Origin of the sequence: Methylocystis heyeri, from assembly GCF_004802635.2 — a bacterium.
Taxonomy (GTDB): Bacteria; Pseudomonadota; Alphaproteobacteria; order Rhizobiales; family Beijerinckiaceae; genus Methylocystis; species Methylocystis heyeri.
On sequence record NZ_CP046052.1, the window covers coordinates 2,588,445 to 2,607,543 of the forward strand.

The 19,099-nt window shown below is 65.7% G+C and carries 17 protein-coding genes; 4 read left to right on the forward strand and 13 right to left on the reverse strand.

Annotated features, from left to right (window positions below; genetic code table 11):
- Positions 1–43: 43 nt before the first annotated feature.
- From H2LOC_RS11845 to H2LOC_RS11870, 6 genes are all read right to left on the reverse strand, one after another.
- On the reverse strand, positions 44–1,780 hold the full coding sequence (locus H2LOC_RS11845) for a formate--tetrahydrofolate ligase (protein ID WP_136496584.1): 1,737 nt from the start codon (positions 1,778–1,780) through the stop codon (positions 44–46).
- A 685-nt stretch (positions 1,781–2,465) separates the two neighbouring features.
- Positions 2,466–2,771, reverse strand: coding sequence for an HPr family phosphocarrier protein (locus H2LOC_RS11850; protein ID WP_136496585.1), 306 nt, complete (start codon positions 2,769–2,771; stop codon positions 2,466–2,468).
- Positions 2,771–3,211: a PTS sugar transporter subunit IIA gene (locus H2LOC_RS11855; protein ID WP_154331640.1), complete on the reverse strand. Its 441-nt coding sequence runs from the start codon at positions 3,209–3,211 to the stop codon at positions 2,771–2,773. Before H2LOC_RS11855 ends, H2LOC_RS11850 begins: the two co-directional genes overlap by 1 nt.
- 235 nt (positions 3,212–3,446) lie before the next feature.
- Positions 3,447–3,911, reverse strand: coding sequence for an HPr kinase/phosphorylase (locus H2LOC_RS11860; RefSeq protein WP_136497089.1), 465 nt, complete (start codon positions 3,909–3,911; stop codon positions 3,447–3,449).
- On the reverse strand, positions 3,908–5,785 hold the full coding sequence (locus H2LOC_RS11865; protein ID WP_136496586.1) for a stimulus-sensing domain-containing protein: 1,878 nt from the start codon (positions 5,783–5,785) through the stop codon (positions 3,908–3,910). The genes H2LOC_RS11860 and H2LOC_RS11865 overlap by 4 nt, the downstream gene beginning before the upstream one ends.
- Positions 5,786–5,818: 33 nt before the next feature.
- Positions 5,819–6,517, reverse strand: coding sequence for a response regulator transcription factor (locus H2LOC_RS11870; protein WP_136496587.1), 699 nt, complete (start codon positions 6,515–6,517; stop codon positions 5,819–5,821).
- A gap of 455 nt (positions 6,518–6,972) precedes the next feature.
- Here H2LOC_RS11870 and H2LOC_RS11875 point away from each other — a divergent pair, with 455 nt between their 5' ends.
- A complete protein-coding gene (locus H2LOC_RS11875) occupies positions 6,973–7,728 on the forward strand; it encodes a HugZ family pyridoxamine 5'-phosphate oxidase (RefSeq protein ID WP_136496588.1) in 756 nt (251 codons plus the stop codon).
- 138 nt (positions 7,729–7,866) lie between these two features.
- On the opposite strand, the gene H2LOC_RS11880 is transcribed toward H2LOC_RS11875, so the two are convergent.
- Positions 7,867–8,100: an HP1242/YdcH family protein gene (locus H2LOC_RS11880; protein ID WP_136496589.1), complete on the reverse strand. Its 234-nt coding sequence runs from the start codon at positions 8,098–8,100 to the stop codon at positions 7,867–7,869.
- A gap of 336 nt (positions 8,101–8,436) precedes the next feature.
- On the opposite strand from H2LOC_RS11880, the gene H2LOC_RS21390 reads away from it, so the two are divergent.
- Positions 8,437–8,676 carry a hypothetical protein gene (locus H2LOC_RS21390; protein ID WP_162009757.1) on the forward strand — a complete coding sequence of 80 codons (240 nt, stop codon included), beginning with the start codon at positions 8,437–8,439 and terminating at the stop codon, positions 8,674–8,676.
- Positions 8,677–8,774: 98 nt separating this feature from the next.
- Complete coding sequence (locus tag H2LOC_RS11885) at positions 8,775–10,316, forward strand: CYTH and CHAD domain-containing protein (RefSeq protein WP_136496590.1); 1,542 nt, start codon at positions 8,775–8,777, stop codon at positions 10,314–10,316.
- A 112-nt stretch (positions 10,317–10,428) separates the two neighbouring features.
- Here H2LOC_RS11885 and H2LOC_RS11890 read toward each other — a convergent pair whose 3' ends face one another.
- The 4 genes from H2LOC_RS11890 to H2LOC_RS11900 form a co-directional block, all read right to left on the reverse strand.
- Positions 10,429–12,150, reverse strand: coding sequence for an OFA family MFS transporter (locus H2LOC_RS11890; RefSeq protein WP_136496591.1), 1,722 nt, complete (start codon positions 12,148–12,150; stop codon positions 10,429–10,431).
- Positions 12,151–12,465: 315 nt separating this feature from the next.
- The gene (locus H2LOC_RS21940) at positions 12,466–12,594 is read right to left on the reverse strand and encodes a hypothetical protein (RefSeq protein ID WP_281350500.1); all 129 of its coding nucleotides are present in this window, start codon (positions 12,592–12,594) and stop codon (positions 12,466–12,468) included.
- Positions 12,595–13,316: 722 nt separating this feature from the next.
- Entirely contained in the window at positions 13,317–13,766 is a 450-nt protein-coding gene (locus tag H2LOC_RS11895; protein ID WP_136496592.1) for a hypothetical protein, read from the reverse strand.
- Positions 13,767–13,826: 60 nt separating this feature from the next.
- Positions 13,827–14,120 carry a hypothetical protein gene (locus H2LOC_RS11900; protein ID WP_136496593.1) on the reverse strand — a complete coding sequence of 98 codons (294 nt, stop codon included), beginning with the start codon at positions 14,118–14,120 and terminating at the stop codon, positions 13,827–13,829.
- Between the two features lie 182 nt (positions 14,121–14,302).
- On the opposite strand from H2LOC_RS11900, the gene H2LOC_RS11905 reads away from it, so the two are divergent.
- Complete coding sequence (locus H2LOC_RS11905; RefSeq protein WP_136496594.1) at positions 14,303–14,692, forward strand: hypothetical protein; 390 nt, start codon at positions 14,303–14,305, stop codon at positions 14,690–14,692.
- A 32-nt stretch (positions 14,693–14,724) separates the two neighbouring features.
- Here H2LOC_RS11905 and H2LOC_RS11910 read toward each other — a convergent pair whose 3' ends face one another.
- Entirely contained in the window at positions 14,725–15,993 is a 1,269-nt protein-coding gene (locus H2LOC_RS11910; RefSeq protein WP_136496595.1) for a TolC family protein, read from the reverse strand.
- Entirely contained in the window at positions 15,990–19,097 is a 3,108-nt protein-coding gene (locus tag H2LOC_RS11915) for an efflux RND transporter permease subunit (protein WP_136496596.1), read from the reverse strand. The genes H2LOC_RS11910 and H2LOC_RS11915 overlap by 4 nt, the downstream gene beginning before the upstream one ends.
- Between the last annotated feature and the right edge of the window lie 2 nt (positions 19,098–19,099).

The window sequence follows — 19,099 nt, forward strand, 5'->3', positions numbered from 1 at the left end:
CGGCGATTGCAAAAAATCGGGCGGACCTGAATGTCCGCGCGGATCAGAACAGGCCGGCGATACGCCCGTCGGTCCCGACCTCGATGCTGTTGGCGGCTGGCGTTTTCGGCAGGCCGGGCATCGTCATGATGTCGCCGCAGACGACGACGACGAACTCGGCCCCGGCCGAAAGACGCAATTCGCGTATCGGAATGACGAAACCCGACGGAGCGCCCTTGGCGTTCGGATCGGTGGAGAAGCTGTACTGCGTCTTGGCGATGCAGACCGGCAGATTGCCGAAGCCTTCCTTCTCGAGTTCGGCGAAGCGCGCCTTGATGCTCGAGTCGAAGGAGATGTCGGAGGCGCCGTAAAGCTCCTTGGCGACCGTGCGCACCTTTTCGGCGAGCGGAAGCTCGTCGGCGTACAGCGGCTTGAACTGCGAAGGCTGCGCCTCGATGGTCTTGACCGCCGCCCGCGCCAGATCCGCGGCTCCGGCTCCGCCCGAGCCCCAGTTGTCGGCGACGACGCATTCCACGCCTTCCGCGCCGCAGAGTTTCTGGAGCAGCGCCATCTCCGCCTCGGTGTCGGACGAGAATTTGTTCACGGTCACCAGCAGGGGCACGCCGAACTTCTTGACGTTGCCGATATGGCGCTTGAGGTTGGAGAAACCCTTCTCCAGCGCTTCGAGATTCTCGGCCTTGAGGTCTTCTTTCGCCACGCCGCCATGCATCTTGAGCGCGCGAATGGTCGCGACGATCACAGTGAGGTCGGGCTTGAGCCCCGCCTTGCGGCACTTGATGTCGAAGAACTTCTCGGCGCCGAGATCCGCGCCGAAGCCGGCTTCGGTCACGACGTAATCGGCGAGCTTGAGCGCGGATTTCGTCGCGATCACGGAGTTGCATCCATGCGCGATATTGGCGAAAGGCCCGCCGTGGATGATGGCGGGGTTGTTCTCGAGCGTCTGCACGAGGTTGGGCGCGATGGCGTCCTTGAGCAGCGCGGCCATCGAACCCGCGGCCTTCAGCTCGGAGGCGCGGATGTTCTTTTTCTCGCGGGTCTGACCGACGACGATGTTGCCGAGCCGCTTCTGCAGGTCTGCGAAGTCGGACGCGAGGCAGAAGATCGCCATGACTTCCGACGCGACGGTGATGTCGAAGCCGTCCTCGCGCGAGAAGCCGTTGGAGACGCCGCCGAGGGAGGAGACGATCGAGCGCAGCGCGCGGTCGTTCATGTCGACGACGCGGCGCCAGCTGATGCGGCGGGTGTCAAGCGCGAGGGAATTGCCCCAATAGACATGATTGTCGATGAGGGCGGCGAGCAGATTGTTGGCCGCGCCGATGGCGTGGAAGTCGCCGGTGAAGTGGAGGTTGATGTCCTCCATCGGCACCACCTGGGCGTAGCCGCCGCCGGCCGCGCCGCCCTTGACGCCGAAGCACGGGCCGAGGCTCGGCTCGCGCAGGCAGCACAGCGCCTTCTTGCCGATGTGGTTCAGCCCGTCGGTGAGGCCGACCGTGGTGGTGGTCTTGCCCTCGCCGGCCGGCGTCGGGGTGATGGCGGTCACCAGAATGAGCTTGCCGTCCGGCTTGCCCTCCAGCGAAGCGATGTAGTCGAGCGAGATTTTGCCCTTGTAGTGGCCATAGGGCTGGACGTGCTCTTCCGCGATGCCCAGCTTGTCGCGCGCGACGTCGACAATCTTGCGCATCTTCGCCGCTTGCGAAATCTCGATGTCGGATTTGGGCGCAAGATGCTGATTATTGATTCCGCTTGCGCCTGGCGCGGCGGCCGACGATGGCGTCGTCATTCCACTTCCACTCCCTTCGAGCGCCCGAATGGCGGCCCCTGCAAAAATTTTCTGAACTGCGCTCAACGCGGTTGAGCTCAAGGGGCGACGTGGCGCAAAACGCGCCGGCTCCCCCCAATGACAGCCGGGCCGATACGACGGTGAGCGTCGTTCGGCCGATTTCTGACGACCCTAGAATCTTCTTTACCGATCATCAAGCACAGGGCCGCGTTCAGCAGCCAGCCCCGAAGCCGGAGGACCTACCCGCCGCACGGGCTGCGTCAAGCGCGCGGCGACATCGCCCCTATGCGGGCGGAGCAACTGTTCGTCAAGTGGAATTTCATTCAAACCGGGCGATTGCGGGCGCTTCGCCGCGCCGTCGAAAGACCCGCCCCATCCTGACGACATGAGTCGAACCCTTATGCGCGAGAAGATGGAATAGGCTCTCCGGCCTACCTTCTACCTATCCAAACGATCAGGTCATGACGCCATCCCCTCGAACGGCGCGGGCTGGCTGAATCGCCGGGAAAACCTCGCGCGGCCCTCTCGGCGCTTCCCCCCTTTGGCGGGTCGCCCGGGCGTCCCGACACGGCGAATCGTATAGGGGGAAAGCTCGTCCGCCCGTCTGCGCAGACAGGGTTGCGCGCGGCGCGAACCGGGGAGAGAGAAAAATTGTCGCAGCCGTTTCCCGCAGGTCTCGCAGGAGCTATTCGTCCTCGCCGAAACGATTGGCGACCAGCTGCGCGAGCGCATCCAGAACCTCGCCCGCCTGCGCGCCCTCGGCCGCGACGCTGATGACGGAGCCCTTCGCTGCGCCCAATGTCAGAATGCCCATGATCGAACTGCCCCCGACCGTCTCCCCGTCCTTGGTGACGGTGACGCTGGCGTCGTAGCGATCGCAGCACTGAACGAATTTGGCGGTCGCCCGGGCGTGCAACCCCTTGCGGTTGACGATCGTGAGGTCACGGGAGAGGCGCGCGCCGGCGACCGTTTGGTCCTGTTGGGAACTCATTATTTTTGCGATTCGATCTTTTGTTTTTTGTCCTCGGCGCAACGGGGAGAAAGAATTCTGCTCGCCACATGGACATATTTGCGCCCGGCGTCCTGCGCTTGCAGAACCGCCTGCTCGAGGGTTTGCCCCTCGCGAACCGAAGCGAGTTTTATCAGCATCGGCAAGTTCACGCCCGCCAGAACCTCGACATTGGCGCCGTTCATGACCGAGATCGCCAGATTCGACGGGGTTCCGCCGAACATGTCGGTCAAAAGCACGACCCCGTCGCCTGTGTCGGATTGCTTGACGGCCTCGATGATGTCGAGACGTCGACGCTCCATATCGTCCTCGGGCCCGATCGAAATCGAGGCGATCTGCTTTTGCGGACCGACCACGTGTTCGAGCGCGGCGCGAAACTCCGTGGCGAGGTGGCCGTGGGTCACCAGGACCATTCCTATCATTCGACGCTACCACTCATGACGACGTCTCACGAGGCGACTCGGGGAAAGGATCCCAGCCCGATGGCCGCCGGTCCATGTCCGGGCTCCCCGCATGCGAGGAGCGAGGAACGGACAAATACCATAGTGTCCCGCGAGGCGTTATACACGAGCGTCGCCATCCTGTCGCGGGCGCTTTTTTCAGCTTATCATTTTGTGCAATGCGGCGAAATTGGCAAGCCAAAATCCGCGCCTTTGGCTATTTTAGGCTTAAGTTCCGAATAAAATGAAGCATTTTTTCCAGTACGGCGGCGTCGCGGATCGCGGCGGCGCAGCGTGGAAGGCTCACGCCGCAAATTTGTGTCAGATCCGCTTCCGGCGACGGATATCGAGGATGGCTCTCGCCCGAGGGCGGCTCGAGGTCGACGACGCCGAGAATCGCCCCTGCGGGTTCGAAGGCGACTGAAACCAGACCGCGCCCGCGCATTTCGATCAGGCCGGCGACGGCGGGATGGGGACGTGCGATCAACCGCCCGCTGCGATTTTCGACCGCCACCCGGTCGTCTCCGATCAATCTGGCGAAAAAGCCTCGCGAGGCGGCCCACTCGACGAGGCGCAGGGTCAAGGCGCTTTTGCCTGAGCCCGGGACGCCGCGCAGGAGGAGGCCGGTCTCGCCGATGAGGAGCGCATTGGCGTGGATGAAGGTCGGCGGCCGCTCGATCATCGCTCCGCGGGCAGCCACACGACGAAACGGGCTCCGAGCACGGCGTCGCCCTGCGCCGCCTCCCCCGAGCCGGCGTCGCAATGCGGCGGCTCGTCCGTGCCCTCGGGGGCCGAAAGAGTGCGGTTGAGAGCGCGGACGCGTCCGCCATGGGCCTCGACGATCTGGCGGGAGATCGACAGGCCGAGACCCGAATTCTGGCCGAATCCCTGCTGGGGGCGATCGGTGTAGAAGCGCTCGAACACCCGCTCGAAGGCCCCCTGGGGAATTCCCGGACCGTCGTCGTCGACCAGAATCTCATATCCTTCCCGCAGCTGGCCCGAAATATCGATCCCGGTTTCGGGCCGCAGAGTCACCCGCACCACATCGCCGGGAGAAGAAAACGACCGCGCATTGGCGATGAGATTGTCGAACACCTGAGCCAGACGAGAATCATGCCCGAACACGCGCCAGCGCCGCCGCAGAGCCTCGCCGGCGACGGTCTGTTTCACGAGGGTCACGGTTACGCGGTCGTCGCGGGCGACGCCCTGCGCCATGTCGACGACGGTGTCGAGCACGGAAGAAATATCCACGCTTCCCATGTCCGCGCGCGCGAGTTCGGCGTCCAGGCGCGAGGCGTCAGAAATATCGGTGATGAGGCGATCCAGCCGGCCGACGTCGTGCTTGATGATTTCCAGCAGCCGCTCCCGCGCGCTGTCCGTCTTCGCGATCGGCAGCGTCTCCACCGCGCTACGCAGCGAGGTCAGCGGGTTTTTCAGCTCATGCGCGACATCGGCGGCGAAATGCTCGATCGCCTCGATCCGGCTGTACAGCGCCCTGGTCATGTCCCTCAGCGCGCCGGAGAGATGGCCGATCTCATCCTGGCGATCGGAAAAATCGGGAATTTCCTGGCGCGATCTCACGCCGCGGCGCACGCGCTCGGCGGCTTCGGCCAGCCTGCGCATCGGCTCGGCGATGGTCCCCGCGAACAGCAGCGAGAGCAGGAGCATCACGCCCGCCGACACCAGAAAAATGCGGATGATGGCCCAGCGCTCGGTCGCGATTATCGCGTCGATGTCTCCCCCTAATGTGGAGAGCAGAAGGGCGCCCCGCACGGAGCGGAAGCGCTGCACCGGCACCCCGACGGAGATTATGGTCTCTCCCTTGGCGTTGACGCGCACGATGGATTGCGCCGTACCGCCGAGCGCCGTCGCCACCTCGGGATAGGCCTTGCCGTTGGCCATCCCGATGTCTTCGTAGAGCGGCAGGTCGGGCCTGCGCGACCAGCGCCTCAAGGCGTTGGCCGCCTGCTCGAAAAGCGTGGCTTCGTCCCACCCGCCATGCCCGGCTCCGGCGGGCGGCAGATCGAAGCGGAGGATGTTCGAGCGTCCCGAAACCGAGCGAGAATCCAGCAGAAGCGAACCGTCCCGGTCGTAGATGCGGGCGCGCGTGCGCGTCGGCGACGCCAGCCGGCGCAGCAAAGGCCCGACCCTTTCGGGGTTGAGAGAAAATTCGAGCGGAGGCTGGCTTCCGTCGGCGGCGCTGAAGCTTTCGCCGGGCGCGAGCTTGAGCAGCTTTTCCGGGTCTATCGTGATGGCGTCGGTGTCTATGGTGGCCGAGGCCGCCACCGCCGCGGCGATGATCTCGCCCTGGGTCTGCAGGCTTTGGACGCGGGCGTCGATGAGGCCTTCGCGAAACTGGTTGAGATAGAGAAAACCGCCGAGAAGCGCGACGAGGCCGCCGAGGTTGAGCACGACGATGCGGCGCGTGAGCGAAGACGACAGCCGCGCCTGGGCCGTGCGCAACAGCCGCATCACGCGCACCGACGCGACGCGCCCTGCCCGGCTCTGCCGAACCGGCGAGACCGACTGCGCCCGTTGCTGCGCCTCGACGCTCATCGACCGCCCGCGCCCTCCCTGCACCGGTTCAACTCAGCCCTCCTTGAAACGATAGCCGACGCCGTAAAGCGTCTCGATCATCTCGAATTCGTCGTCCACGACCTTGAACTTCTTGCGCAGCCGCTTGATGTGGCTGTCGATGGTGCGGTCGTCGACATAGACCTGATCGTCATAGGCGGCGTCCATCAGGGCGTTGCGGCTTTTGACGACCCCCGGGCGCTGGGCGAGCGCCTGGAGAATCAGAAACTCGGTTACCGTGAGGGTCACGGGGTCTCCGCGCCAGGTGCAGGCGTGGCGTTCGGGGTCCATCGTCAGGGCTCCCCGCTCCAGGATCTTGGCTTCGGACTCTTTCTGCGCCGCGGCCTCTTTGGGGTTGGCGCGACGCAGGATCGCCTTCACGCGCTCGACCAGAAGCCGCTGTGAAAACGGCTTGTGGATGAAATCGTCCGCGCCCATCTTCAACCCGAACAATTCGTCGATTTCCTCGTCCTTGGAGGTGAGGAAGATCACCGGAAGATCGGATTTCTGCCGCAGGCGCCGCAAGAGCTCCATGCCGTCCATGCGCGGCATCTTGATGTCGAAAATCGCGAGATCCGGCGGATTGGCGCGCAGGCCGTCGAGCGCGGCGGCGCCGTCCGTATAGGTCTGGACGCGATAGCCTTCTCCTTCAAGGGCGATCGACACGGAGGTCAGAATGTTGCGATCGTCGTCGACGAGAGCGATGGTCGGCATTATCAACCTTTGCTGTTAACGGGCCCGGCTGTCCCCGACAGGCCAGGACCCTGGCGACATGAGGCCGGCGCCGAAGGCCTCATGTCATGCTGGACGCTGTTTCGACGCGGGGCTCCTGCAACCGGCCATGCGAGAAACGTCGCATTCGCCCGCGAACGGCCTGGGCGAACCCGCCGATTTGCTCCGGCATCGCGTCCAAATTGCGACCTTGGCGCCATTTTGGCCCGCGATCGTCGCGGCGCGCTTTCCGCTCGCCCTGACTCATGCGAGAACAGGAAAATGCGCCGGTTCGCCCGGTCGAAGGCGCGTTTCGACCCTGTGCGTCCCAGTCCGGCAAAACGCGCTCCAGGGCGGCTGCGCCGCCGCCTTGTCCGTCATATATACCGGCTTTCGTCACAAAAAGCACGCTTTCCCGCAAGAACCGCGCCCGGCGCTCCGACAAAGGATCGAAAAACATGTCGAATGCAGAAGATGCGCCCCGGCCCGGGCCGGGGCAAGACCCGTCTTTCGATCCCGCCGGCGAGGCGAAGCGCCTGCTGCGGGCCATCAGAACGGCGGCGCTGGGCACGTTGAACGAGGACGGCGCGCCTTTCGTGACCCTGACCGCGGTCGCCACCGACCACGACGGCAGTCCGATCCTGCTGATGTCGCGCCTTGCGGCGCATACCCGGAACCTCGAAAGAGATCCCCGCCTCTCGCTTCTCCTGCCTGAAATCGGAGGAGGCGATCCTCTCGCGCATCCGCGCCTCACCTTGATCGCAACGGCGGAGCGCAGCGCGGAGCCGTCGCTGAAGGCGCGCTATTTGAGGCGCAACCCCAAGGCCGCCCTCTATGCCGATTTCCCCGATTTTTCGTTCTGGCGGACCAGGGTCCTGAAGGTTCATCTCAACGGGGGGTTCGCACGCGCCGCCGATTTCGGGCCTCAGGCCTTGCTCACGCCGCTCGACGACGCGCAAGGCCTGATCGCGGCCGAAGAAGAGACGCTCGCCCGGCTCGACGCCGAATGCGCCGAAGCGCTCGCCCTGCTGGCGAAGAAAGCGGGCGGCGCGGGAAAAACGCGCTGGCGCGCCAGCGGACTCGATCCGGAAGGTCTGGACCTCTGCGCCGGCGACGCCTGCGCCCGCGTGGTTTTTCCCGAGCGCGTCACGACGCCCGAGAGCCTGCGCGCGACGCTCGCGGCGATGACGAAAAACGCCGCCGGGGAAGCCTAGCCAGGAGAGCGCACGCCCGGAGCGCATTTGGGCAAAAGCAGACATGCTCTTGCGATGAGAATGCGCTCCAACCCTCTGCGGGCCAGGCCCTCGCCGTAGCCGGAGGCCGCAGCGGGGGGACCGCACGTCGGCTCGCCTTCAGGCGAGGAACTTCGCGATTTCGTCCTTCAGCGTGAGCCTCTGCCTCTTCAGTCCTTCGAGCGTCTCGTCCGCGACCGGCTCGACCTCGCTCTCCATGCGGTGAATGGCGCGATTGAGCTCGTGATAGGCCTCGGCGATCTTGGCGAAATGCGCGTTTTCGATCTTCAACTGCTTGATCGCCTCGGCCTTTTGAGGAAATTCATCATGCAGCTCATGCGCGACGTGGCTCATTGCTTCGACGCCTTTTGCTTTTGTCTGTTGCGATACCGTCCGAGAGCCTTTCGCCCCCAGGCGAAGAAATCTAGCCAGTCTCAGCATAAGCGCAACGAGGAAGGACTTTGTGCGGCGATCGGTCGCGCAAAGGAAGCCGATCGAAGGCAAAGCTGCGCAGCTTATGGCGAATATGGCCCGCCGAGGCCCGCCCGGGCGCCGTTGCGATAAAAATTTGAAAGACTTTTTCGATGAGACGTTATCCATCCGGCGCGATCCCTGCTTGCCGGATGCGATGGCGGGAGAAGCAAGCGCGCTGACGTGCCGCACGGCCGGCCGATTGCGTCGCCCCAGGACATGCCGCAAGTTTTTTTGGTCGTCGAGCCGCTGGAGTTGTTCATGGTGGCGATCAGCGAAAAAAACAGATCCGCGGATCTTTACGTGCGACACGCATGCGCTTTGGCGGTGATCGCGCTGGCGCTCGTCTTCGCACTCGGATTCCTCGAGCGTCACGGCCGCGAGTCGCCTGCGGCGCCCGATTGGAACGAAACGCCCGCCGTTCAAGGAGGCGATCAAAGCGCGCCGGGAAATCAATAATCCCGCATGACGGCCTTTCATTTTGACCGTAGCGCAACCGCGGGGTAAGACTTGCAAGCTGGTCCTGAGGCTTGATCTCCAGCAGCCCCCGATTGCACATGAAAGCGGACGATCAGGAGATCGAATTAAAATTTCGCACCACGCCGGCAGGCCTGCGTGCGGCGTCGGACTCCCCGCTGATCGCCTCGGCTGAACCGCAAGGCAGATCAAAGACCCTTTCCTCGATCTATTTCGACACGCAGGACCTCGCGCTTTCAAAACGCAGGATTTCGCTGCGCATCCGCCGCTGCGGGCGCAGTCCCCTGGTCATGACGCTGAAGCGCAGGCCCGGCAAGCCGCATGGCCCGTTCTCGCGCGAAGAGATCGAGATCGCGGTCACCGCCGCCACGCCTCGGATCGATTTGTTCGACCCCGAAATCGCGCAATATCTCACGCGGATTCTCGACAGCCGGCCGCTCGAGCCGCAGTTCGAAACTCGGGTGCGCCGAAAGACGCGCATGGTGCGGGTCAACAGCTCCGTGATCGAGGCCGCCTTCGATCACGGCTTCGCCCTGGTCCAGGAACGGCGCCTGAAGATCAACGAGCTCGAACTGGAGCTGAAATCGGGTTCGCCGCTCGACCTCTACAGCCTCGGAGCCAATCTCGCCGCCGCCCTGCCGCTGCGCCTCGAAGTGGCGAGCAAGGCCCAGGCTGCCTTCGCCTTCGCCCGCAGCGGGACTCCGACGCCGGTCAAGGCCGCGCCGATCCGCTTTGCCGGCGACGCCGCGCTCGATGACGGCTTCGCCGCGATCCTGTTCAACGCGCTCGAACATTTCCTCGGCAACTGGTCGGCCTTGCGCGACGGGCGGCACCCCGAGGCGATCCACCAGATGCGGGTGGCGTTGCGGCGGATGCGCTCGGCTCTCGGGATCGTGAAGATCCTCGCCCCAAATCCGGAAGTCGAGATCCTGCGCGCCCGCGCCCGTGAGATAGCTACGGCTCTGGGACCGGCGCGACAATGCGACGTGCTTCAGGAGCTGATCGAAAACGGACCCAAGACGCGGGCGGGCGCCGACGGCGATTTTTCGGGGCTGGAGGCCATTCTCAAGAAGCGCTCGAGCCAGGCCTACGCCCAGGCGATCGTCCTGATCGACGCGCCCGCGACCACCATCTTCGGCATCGAGGCGCAATCCTGCGTCGCCCGGCGAGCCTGGCGCGAAGGCGCGGCCGAGGACGCGCTCGCCGCCCTCGATCGCCCGGGCAAGGCCTTCGCCGCATCGACGCTCGACCGCCTGCATCGCCGGGTGCGCAAGAAAGGCGCAAACCTCGCCGAGCTGCCGGATGCGGAGCGGCACCAGGTCAGGGTCGCGCTGAAAAAACTGCGCTACGCCGCAGAGTTCTTCGGCCCCTATTTTCGCGACGAACGCAGCATGAAGGAATTCGAGCGGGCGGCCGCCGAGCTTCAGGAAGTGCTGGGCGCGCACAACGACGTGGCCGAAGCCAGCTCGTTTCTGGACGCCCTCGATCCCGAGGCCGCCCGGCGAAACGCGCGGGCGGCGGGCCTGATGATCGGCTGGTACGCCCGCGACGAGGCCTTCGAGGAGCGACGCCTCGCCAAGGCCTGGAAGGCGTTCCGCCATGCGGGGCAGTTCTGGCGCTGACGCACGCCGCCTCCGACCGGCGCGCAAAGCTCGCACGCGTTTAAACCGAACGCGCTCTAACCAGGAACGAATACGAAACGCCGCTCCAATCCGGCGGATCTCGTATCGGCCCTCAATGGAACAGTCCCAGCGCCTTCTGGAAGGTGACGCCGACGCCCCAGGCGAGCGGAATCCCCACCGCCGCCCAGGAGAAGACGAGGACGGCCGCGCCGTTGATCCGGGCGCTTGAGGCCCCCGCCGACGCGCCGGCTCCCCGCTCGGGATGAGCCGGCTCCAGCGCTTCCTCGACGAAATCCTCGAAGTCGGCGTGCACGCCCTCTTCTTCTTTCTCCACCTCGGCGACCGATATGTGCTTTTTCGCGGCGACCTCTTCGTCGGTCATGTAGAAGCGCTCGGCCACCGGCCTCACCAGAAGATTGCAGACGAAACCGACCACCAGCAGCCCGGCGAGCACATACATGGTCTGGTTATAGGCCGCCTCTCGCGGGACGCCCGCGGAAAGCTGATATTCGCGCAGATAATTGACCAGCCCCGGACCGACCACGCCCGCGGTCGACCAGGCGGTGAGCAGGCGGCCGTGAATGGCGCCGACCATATGGGTGCCGAAGAGATCCGCGAGATAGGCCGGGATGGTGGCGAAGCCGCCGCCGTACATGGTGAGAATGACGCAGAAGAGCAGAACGAATATGGGAAGCGCCCCCGCCGTCGCCGCGTGAGGAGCAAGAGCGTAAAGGACGAAACCCACCGAGAAAAACACGGCGTAGGTCATCTTGCGACCCAGCCGGTCCGAGGCGGAGGCCCAGCCGATGCGTCCGCCGATGTTGCACAGGCTCAACAGGCCGGTGAAGCCGGCGGCGATGGTCGCGATCTGCTGTTTCTGTTGCAGGGTGAGGCTGTCGAAGCTGACGTCGAGGCCGAGCAACCGCCCGCCGAACACTTCCTGAAGCATCGGCGAAGCCATGCCCAGCACGCCGATGCCCGCCGAGATGTTGAGGCACAGCACGGCCCAGAGCAGCCAGAACTGCGGCGTCTTCCAGGAGACGTCGAGATGGACGTGGCGATGCGTCACCAGCCCGCTCGCGGCGGCCGACGGTGCGGTCCAGCCCTCCGGCTTCCATCCCTCCCGGGGCACGCGATAGCTGAGCGACCCCGCCACCATGAACACGAAGTAGATGCCGGCGAGGGTCACGAAGGTCTGCCACACGCCGGGCGAGGCCGGCGTGGCGTAATAGGCCATCAGGCGGTCGGCGAGCGGCGCGCCGATCATGGCGCCGCCGCCGAAGCCCATGATGGCGAGGCCGGTGGCGAGGCCGCGGCGGTCCGGAAACCATTTGATGAGCGTGGACACCGGCGAGATGTAGCCGAGCCCGAGGCCTATGCCGCCGATCACGCCCGATCCGAGCCAGATCATCCAGATCTGGTGCAGATTGACGCCCAGAGCGGAAATCAGGAGGCCGCCGCACCAGCACAGCGCCGCCGCAAGACCGGCCTTGCGCGGCCCCGCGGTCTCCAGCCAATGGCCGAACACCGCGGCGGAAGAGCCCAGAAAAACGAAGAACAGCGTGAAGGTCCAGCCCAGCATGCTGATCTTCCAGTCGCAGTCGGTCGCGAAGACGGACTGCAGGAAGCTGATGGTCTGCGGACATTCCTTCGGCTGGGCGCCGCCGACGACGCGCGACAGGGGCAGCCAGAACACGCTGAAGCCATAGGCCATGCCTATGCACAGATGCACGGCGAGCGCCGCAGGTGGGGCGAGCCAGCGATTATAGTCGGGTCTCGCGACGGAGCCCTCCCGGCTCAGAAAATGAGGCGACCCTGCAAGAGTGACAGACATTTTTTCTTCTCGTCTTCCTGAAACGGGCGTTCGCGATGCGGAGAGAGCGCTCCCGGCCCTCGCCGCGAAAGCGTTCGAAGCCGCCTGGTTTGCGTGGTTCCTGCGCTTGCAGAAATCCCAGCCGGCGATAGGGCGCCGGCATCCGATGCAACCTCGGCGCCTGGGGCGGGCGGCGGCTTTGCAGCCGATAACATGAGCAGGGCGCGGGCGCCAATATCGGCCCGGGCGCAAGCTGGGCTGCCCGGCAGTCTGCCCCCGCGGCGTGACAAAGGGATTACGACTGGCGGGCCCTCGGCCGGCGAGCCACGCGTTCGATCAGGGCGCGACGTCGTAGAAGACGGCCTGAGCTTCCCGCCACAGGGCGTCGTTGTGACGACCGCCACAGGCGTAGGCGTCATATAAAGCGCCCACGATGCAGATTGAAAGTGCAATGAGGATACGCATAGAATCTCACTACATGTAACAACATGATGATATATTAATATTTTTTGTTGTTTTTTATAGATATACACAGATGATGAGAGCATTGCAGACATCACTTAGGTGTAAATACTTATATTGTCGACATGGGTCAAGCTCAAACAACGGCTATAATAGGAATGCTTCACGCCGGAGGGGCCGCCGCCTCCCAGGGAACCCGCCAAGTTGTCGCGAGTTAAAATGCAGCGCCTCGGAGCCTGTTCCCGGAAAGCGCGAAGCAGCATCCGGCAAAGAGCCAGTTCGATCAGTGGCGCACGATGCGCGTTCGATTGTGTTTGAAGCGAACGCGCGCGCAGGCGCCCCATCGCGTTTTTGATGGAGTCGATTTCAAGGAGCCGTTTCATGACAAAAAAATTGCCGCCGGACGAGGGCCGGCCCCGCAGCCGGCTATGGGGTTTGCTTCCAGCGTTTTTCCTGGGCGCGGCCGGCGGAGGCGAAACCGCCCCGACCCCGGCGCGCGCCGACCGACGCTATGCGATCAGGGCCTCGCGCACCCTCGCCCACCGCGCCGTAGCGCTGCTGCCGCGACATTGGCGCGAGCGCGGCGCCGAGGCGCTGCTGCGCCGCCGCGCGGCTCCCGGCCCCGCCGCCGAACACGCGATCCAATACATGCTCAGCGAACAAGACCGGCGGCGCGAACCTGCGCGCGGGCGGGAGGCCTCGATCTCCAAGGGCGCGGATAATTTCTACGAGCGGCAGTATCGGCAGTCTCTCAACCCCGTCATGGGCGCTTTCGCCATGACGGCGACGCGCGCCCTGGCCGCGAGCGGCGGCGCGGCGCAAGGGCCTTTTTGGGCGCGCCGGCGTCCGGCCTGCGCCGTCATGCTCGACGAGGCGGCGATCGGCGCGCCGCCGATCATGGTCCTGGACGACCGGACCGTGGCGATCCCGCTGCTGGCGCCGAAGCCGCGGACCGCCGCCGAGAGCGCGGCGATCGCGAAATGGCTGGCGCGGCGCGGACCGATGCCGCTCTTCTGGCTTGAGCTGGCGCAGGGGCGCAAGATCGTCTGCGCCGAGGCGGGCGCGTCCGCCCGCGAGCGCTCGGCCGACGCTGCGGCGCTGGAGCTGATCCAGGCGGCGGCGCAAAGCCGCAAGCTGGCGCTACTGGCTTTGAACCCCGGCGATCCCGACGCCATGGGCCTGCATATCACGCTGTTCGGCGTCGAGACGATCCCGCCGCGCTTCGTGGAGGAGGACTACGGCCTCGACCTTTCCTCGCTCGCGCCCTGGCGCGAGGCGGCGCTGGCGCGCGGGCGCATGCTGCTCTTTTGCGTCGGCGGCGCGGAGGAAGTCTTCACCCAGTGCTCGCAAAACCTTTTCGTCAAGCGGCCGCTGTCGCCGGCATCGCCGGCGGGCCAGGCGGCGCAGAGCTCATGGAGCGCCGGAGAACCGCTGGAGCGTCTGATCGAAACCCAGTTCGAATTGTTCCAGATCACCGTTTCGGCGGCGGGCCTGCCCGGCGTCTCGCCCCGCAACGGCCTGCGCGGCAAGGCGGCATTCGTCGCGCGCGAGGTAACGAAGTCCTATGTTCTCGTCCCCTATCGCTCCGGCAACGCCATTCACGGCCACGCCGCAAAACTCTGGTCCAACGGCCATGGCGCGCTGATGGCCTACGACGACTCGGAGACGCTCGCCGCCGTCACTCTGTCCGGCCCCTGCCGCACGCTCCCGCATGAGGCGGCGACGCGGCGCTTCCCCGATCTCGCCGCAAAAGCCGACAGTCAGCGACGGCTCGCCCGCGCCCGAGCCGGAATATTGGTTCGAGCAGGAGGTTGCGGAAATCGCCTGCCTGGATCAGCCGCTCATCCCTCACGCGCTCGATCCGGCCCGGCCCACCTGCACCATCAACGCCGGCGGGCTGGCGCTGCACGGCAAGAAACCCGCCTATTTCGCGGCGGAGGGGCTGCCCCGCTACGATCAAGGACTGCAGCACGAGCGCGAGGCCGCCGGCCGTCCCGTCGACCCCACGGGCGAGCGGCCCCGCCACTGGCGCGCAACGGTGCGCGAGGCGCTGGCGGCGCGGCGAGCGCATCTCGCCTCGGCGGCGGCCGACGGGGGGTGACGCCGCAACCAGGATTCCTGTTTTTGCCGACATCAATCCGGGGCGTAGCCTTGCGCCTGGTTGAGTCTGGATTGCGCGACGCGGAGATCGACCAGCCCCGTGGCCTGCGCCCGCTGGGCGTCGAGATAGGATTGGCGCACGCGATAGAGGTCGACGGCGTTCGCTTCCCCCAATTGGAACGACTTTCGCTCGAGTTCGAATTGCTCGCTCGCGACCGCGAGGCGCCTGGCCGAGATGGCGGCGTTGCGTTGCGCTGCGGCGACCGCCGTGCGCGCTGCGGCGATCTCGGCGGCGACGATGCGCCGCGCGCGTTCATATTCGGCGCGCGATTTGACGAGGTCGGCTTCCGCCTCGGCGCGGCGCGGCTCGTTGCGGCCGGGCGTCGGCAGGGGAATCTTGATGCGAAAGCCCAGAGTCGTCGAATCGGTGCGGCTCAGATCCGCGGGATTCTTGCCGAATTCATATTCCCGATTCTGCTCGTGACGGCCGAACACGCCGATTTCAGGATTCTCGATGAAGCTGGCGTCGACCAGCCGAAGTTGCGACTCGGCGCGGGACACAGCGGCGAGCGGGGCGCGCAAGGCCGGATGATCGTCGATGGCGACGCCGCGCCCGACAGGCTCCAGCTCCCCGTCCGGCGCCACGCCGTTCGTCAGCACGGCGTAAGCGGCCCGAGCGGCCTTGCTGGCGGCTTCGGCCTGCGCCACCTCGCTCGCAGCCGCCAGCGTCTCGTTTTGAGCGAGCAGCGTATCCTGATGCGCGGACTCGCCGAGGGTCTCGCGCCGCGACATGTCGGCTTCGATGTCGCGCGCGGTGGAGAGACGACTCCGGGCGATCGCCGCTTCGCGCGCGGCTCTTTGCGCGCGCCACCAGGCGTCCCGCACCAAAGCGGCGACCTCGAGCCGGCGCAGGGCCAGCCGCTCGTCGATTTCGACGACGCCGGCGTCGACCGTTTCTCGAAGCGCCTGGCTTTGCCCGGGCAGCCAGACCGGCATGCTCGCCTCGATTTCGGTCTCTCTCTCGCCGTGCAGATTGCCGCCGGCGTTGGACCGCCGCGCGCTCGAAATATAGGGCGACCCCGGCGAAATCGAGTCAGCCGTGTGATAACGCGCGCCGATGGCGCGGCGCTGCGCCTCGAGAGCCGCGCTCTGGGCGTCGATATCGACGGCGGAGGTCAGATGCCGCGCAATGACGAAGCCCGCGGCGGCCTTTGGTTTGGGTTTGGGCTTGGCGTCCGTGGGACCGGAGCCGAGCAGGAGAAGACAGGCGACGAGGAGACGGATCATAAGCCCATTGCTCATGACTCGCTCCCCTTCTCCTCGGCGCCGGGTTCGACGCGTTTCGGAAAGCCGAAGCGCTCGTAAAGGATCGGGAGGAGAATGAGAGTGAGCGACGTCGCGGTGACGAGGCCGCCGATGACGACCACCGCGAGCGGGCGTTGAATCTCGGATCCGGGACCAGTCGCGAAAAGGAATGGCGCAAGGCCGAGCGCGGCGATGGTCGCCGTCAGCATGACCGGCCGCATCCGTCGCTGCGCGCCCTCCACGACGACTTCGCGCGCCGTGCGTCCGCCCTCGACTGCGAGCTTGTTGAAATAGGAGATCAGCACGACGCCGTTCAACACGGCGATGCCGACCAGCGCAATGAAGCCCACCGAGGCCGGCACCGAGAGAAACTCCCCCGAGAGCCAGAGGCCGACGACCCCGCCGATCGCCGCGAAGGGCACGTTGCAAAAGACGAGCGTCGCCTGGGCCGCGGAATTGAAGGTCAGGTAAAGCAACAGGAAAATCAGCGCCAGCGCCAGCGGCACGACGACGGCGAGGCGAGCCGACGCCCTCTGCTGGTTCTCGAATTGGCCGCCCCATATGTAACGGTACTGCGGCGGCTTCTGCACCTCTCGCGCCACCGCCGCCTTCGCTTCCTCGACGAAGCCGACCAGATCCCGGCCCGTGACATTGGCGAGCACGGTGGCGAATCTCTGGCCCTCCTCGCGAATGACCTGGATCGGACCATTCTCGGCGGCGACCTCGGCGAGCTGCGACAGCTCGACGACTTTGCCTTCTCCGGAGACGATCGGCACGCGCGCGAAATCGACTGGCGACCGGCGCGAAGTTTCCGAGCCTCGCACCACGAGGGGCGTGCGGATCGGGCCTTCGAGAACGATCCCGACCTGGCGTCCGTCGATCAGGACGCGCAATGCGTCCTGGATCTCTCCGGCGTTGATTCCAAAACGACCGGCCGCAAGACGGTCGATTCTCGCGGTCAGATATCGCATGCCGTCGTTCTGGAGCGCGAAGACGTCCTGCGCGCCGGGAAGCTTGCGCAAGACTGCGGCCACGTCGCGGGAAATCCGATTGAGCTCGTCGATATCGTCGCCGAAAATCTTCACGACGACGTCGCCGCGCGCGCCGATGATCATTTCCTGCACGCGCATGTCGATCGGTTGGGAGAATGAGTAGGAAATGCCGGGAATCCTGTCGAGCACGGAGCGCAGCTCTCCCAGCAGCCAGTCGGCGCCGTGGCCTCTCCACTCCTTTTCCGGAGCCAGGGTCAGGAAGTTGTCGGTCTCGTTGAGGCCTACCGGATCGATGCCGAGCTCATCCGCGCCCGCGCGCGAGATCACGCCCCTGACCTCGGGAATCGCCGCCATGATTTCGCGCTGAATGCGCAGGTCGGTTTCCGCGGCCACGTCGACGCTGATCGTCGGGTGCTTTCGGACGGTGACGACGGGCGTCCCCTCGTTCATCACCGGCATGAAAGTCTGGCCGATCCGCGACGCCGCGACCCCGGAGGCGACAAGTCCCGCAACCACGATCGCCGCGACGGCGAGCGGACGCGCGAGGGCGCGGAGCAGCAAGGGCTCATAAACCGCGGCGATCCTGCGCACGAGCCAGGGTTGGTCGTCCGAGCCGGGACGCAGCAGCGTCGCGGCCAATACGGGCACGACCGTGAGCGACAGCAGCAAAGCCGAAGCGAGAGCGAAGGCGATGGTGAGAGCTACGGGAGCGAAGAGGCGCCCCTCCAGCCCTTCGAGCGACAGCAGCGGAAGAAAGACGGTGATGATGATGATCGCGCCGGACGTCAGCGGTGCGGCGACTTCCTGCGTCGCCTCCAGGGTCATCCGCAAGCGCTGGTCGATGTTGGGCGCGCAGACCGAGGCCATCTTGTGCTCGACGTTCTCGACCACCACGACGGCGCAGTCGACGAGCAGCCCGATTGCGATCGCGAGGCCGCCCAGAGACATGATATTGGCCGAGAGTCCCCATAGCCCCATTACGCCGAAGGTCGAAAGCGCGGCCAGCGGCAGCATGAGCGACACGACCAGCGCCGCGCGCAGATTGCCGAGGAACAGGAACAACAGGCAGACCACCAGCGCTACGGCTTCGATCAGCACCTTCTGGACGGTCCAGACGGCTTTGCCGATCAGTTCGCTGCGATCGTAGAAAACCTCGACGCGGACGCCTTTCGGGAAGGTCGGCTCCAGCTCGGCGAGCTTCTCTTTGACCGCCGCTACGACACTGCGCGCATCGGCGCCGCGCAGGCCGAGAACCAGCCCCCAAACGGCTTCGCCCGTTCCGTTGTGGGTGACGACGCCGTTGCGCGGCAGGGAGCCGAAGCGGACCTGCGCGACGTCGCCGACGCGCACCACGCCGGCGCTGCGGCTGACGATCACGACGCTCCTGATGTCCTCGAGATTGCGCAGCCGCCCTTCCGCTCGCACGAGCAAAGCCTCTTCGCCGTCACGCACGCGGCCAGCGCCGTCGTTCTTGTTGTTCCCCGAAAGCGCCTGCTCCAGCATGGCGACCGTGACGCCGCGCGCGGCCATGGCGGAAGGCGAGGGCGCCACCTCGAAGGTGCGCACGAATCCGCCGAGCACGTTGAGGTCGGCGACGCCGGGAAGACCGCGCAGAGCCGGCCTTATCGTCCAGTCGATGAGGCTCCTTTGCTCGGTCGGCGTCAGATTGCCGCCGACGAGGGTGAACATCAGCATCTCGCCGAGCGGCGTGACGATCGGCGCGAGGCCGCCGCTCGCGTCCTGCGGCAATTGATCGGCGGCCTGGGCGAGACGTTCGTTGATCTGCGCGCGCGCCCAATAGATGTCGACGCCCTCCGCGAACTCGAATGTGAGCAGAGCCACGGAATAGCGCGTCGTCGAGCGCATGCGCACGAGCTTGGGAACGCCGCGCACGGCGACTTCGATCGGCGCCGTCACCCGGCTTTCGAGTTCCTCCGGCGTCAATCCCGGCGCGCGCATCGCGACGAGAACCTGCACCGGCGCGACGTCGGGGAAGGCGTCGATCGGCAGCTTGAAGTAGGCGTGCGCGCCCCAGGCGGCGAGAGCCAGGGCGCCCAGAAACACGAGCAATCTTTTGGCGAGGGAGATACGGATGAGATGATCGAGCATCG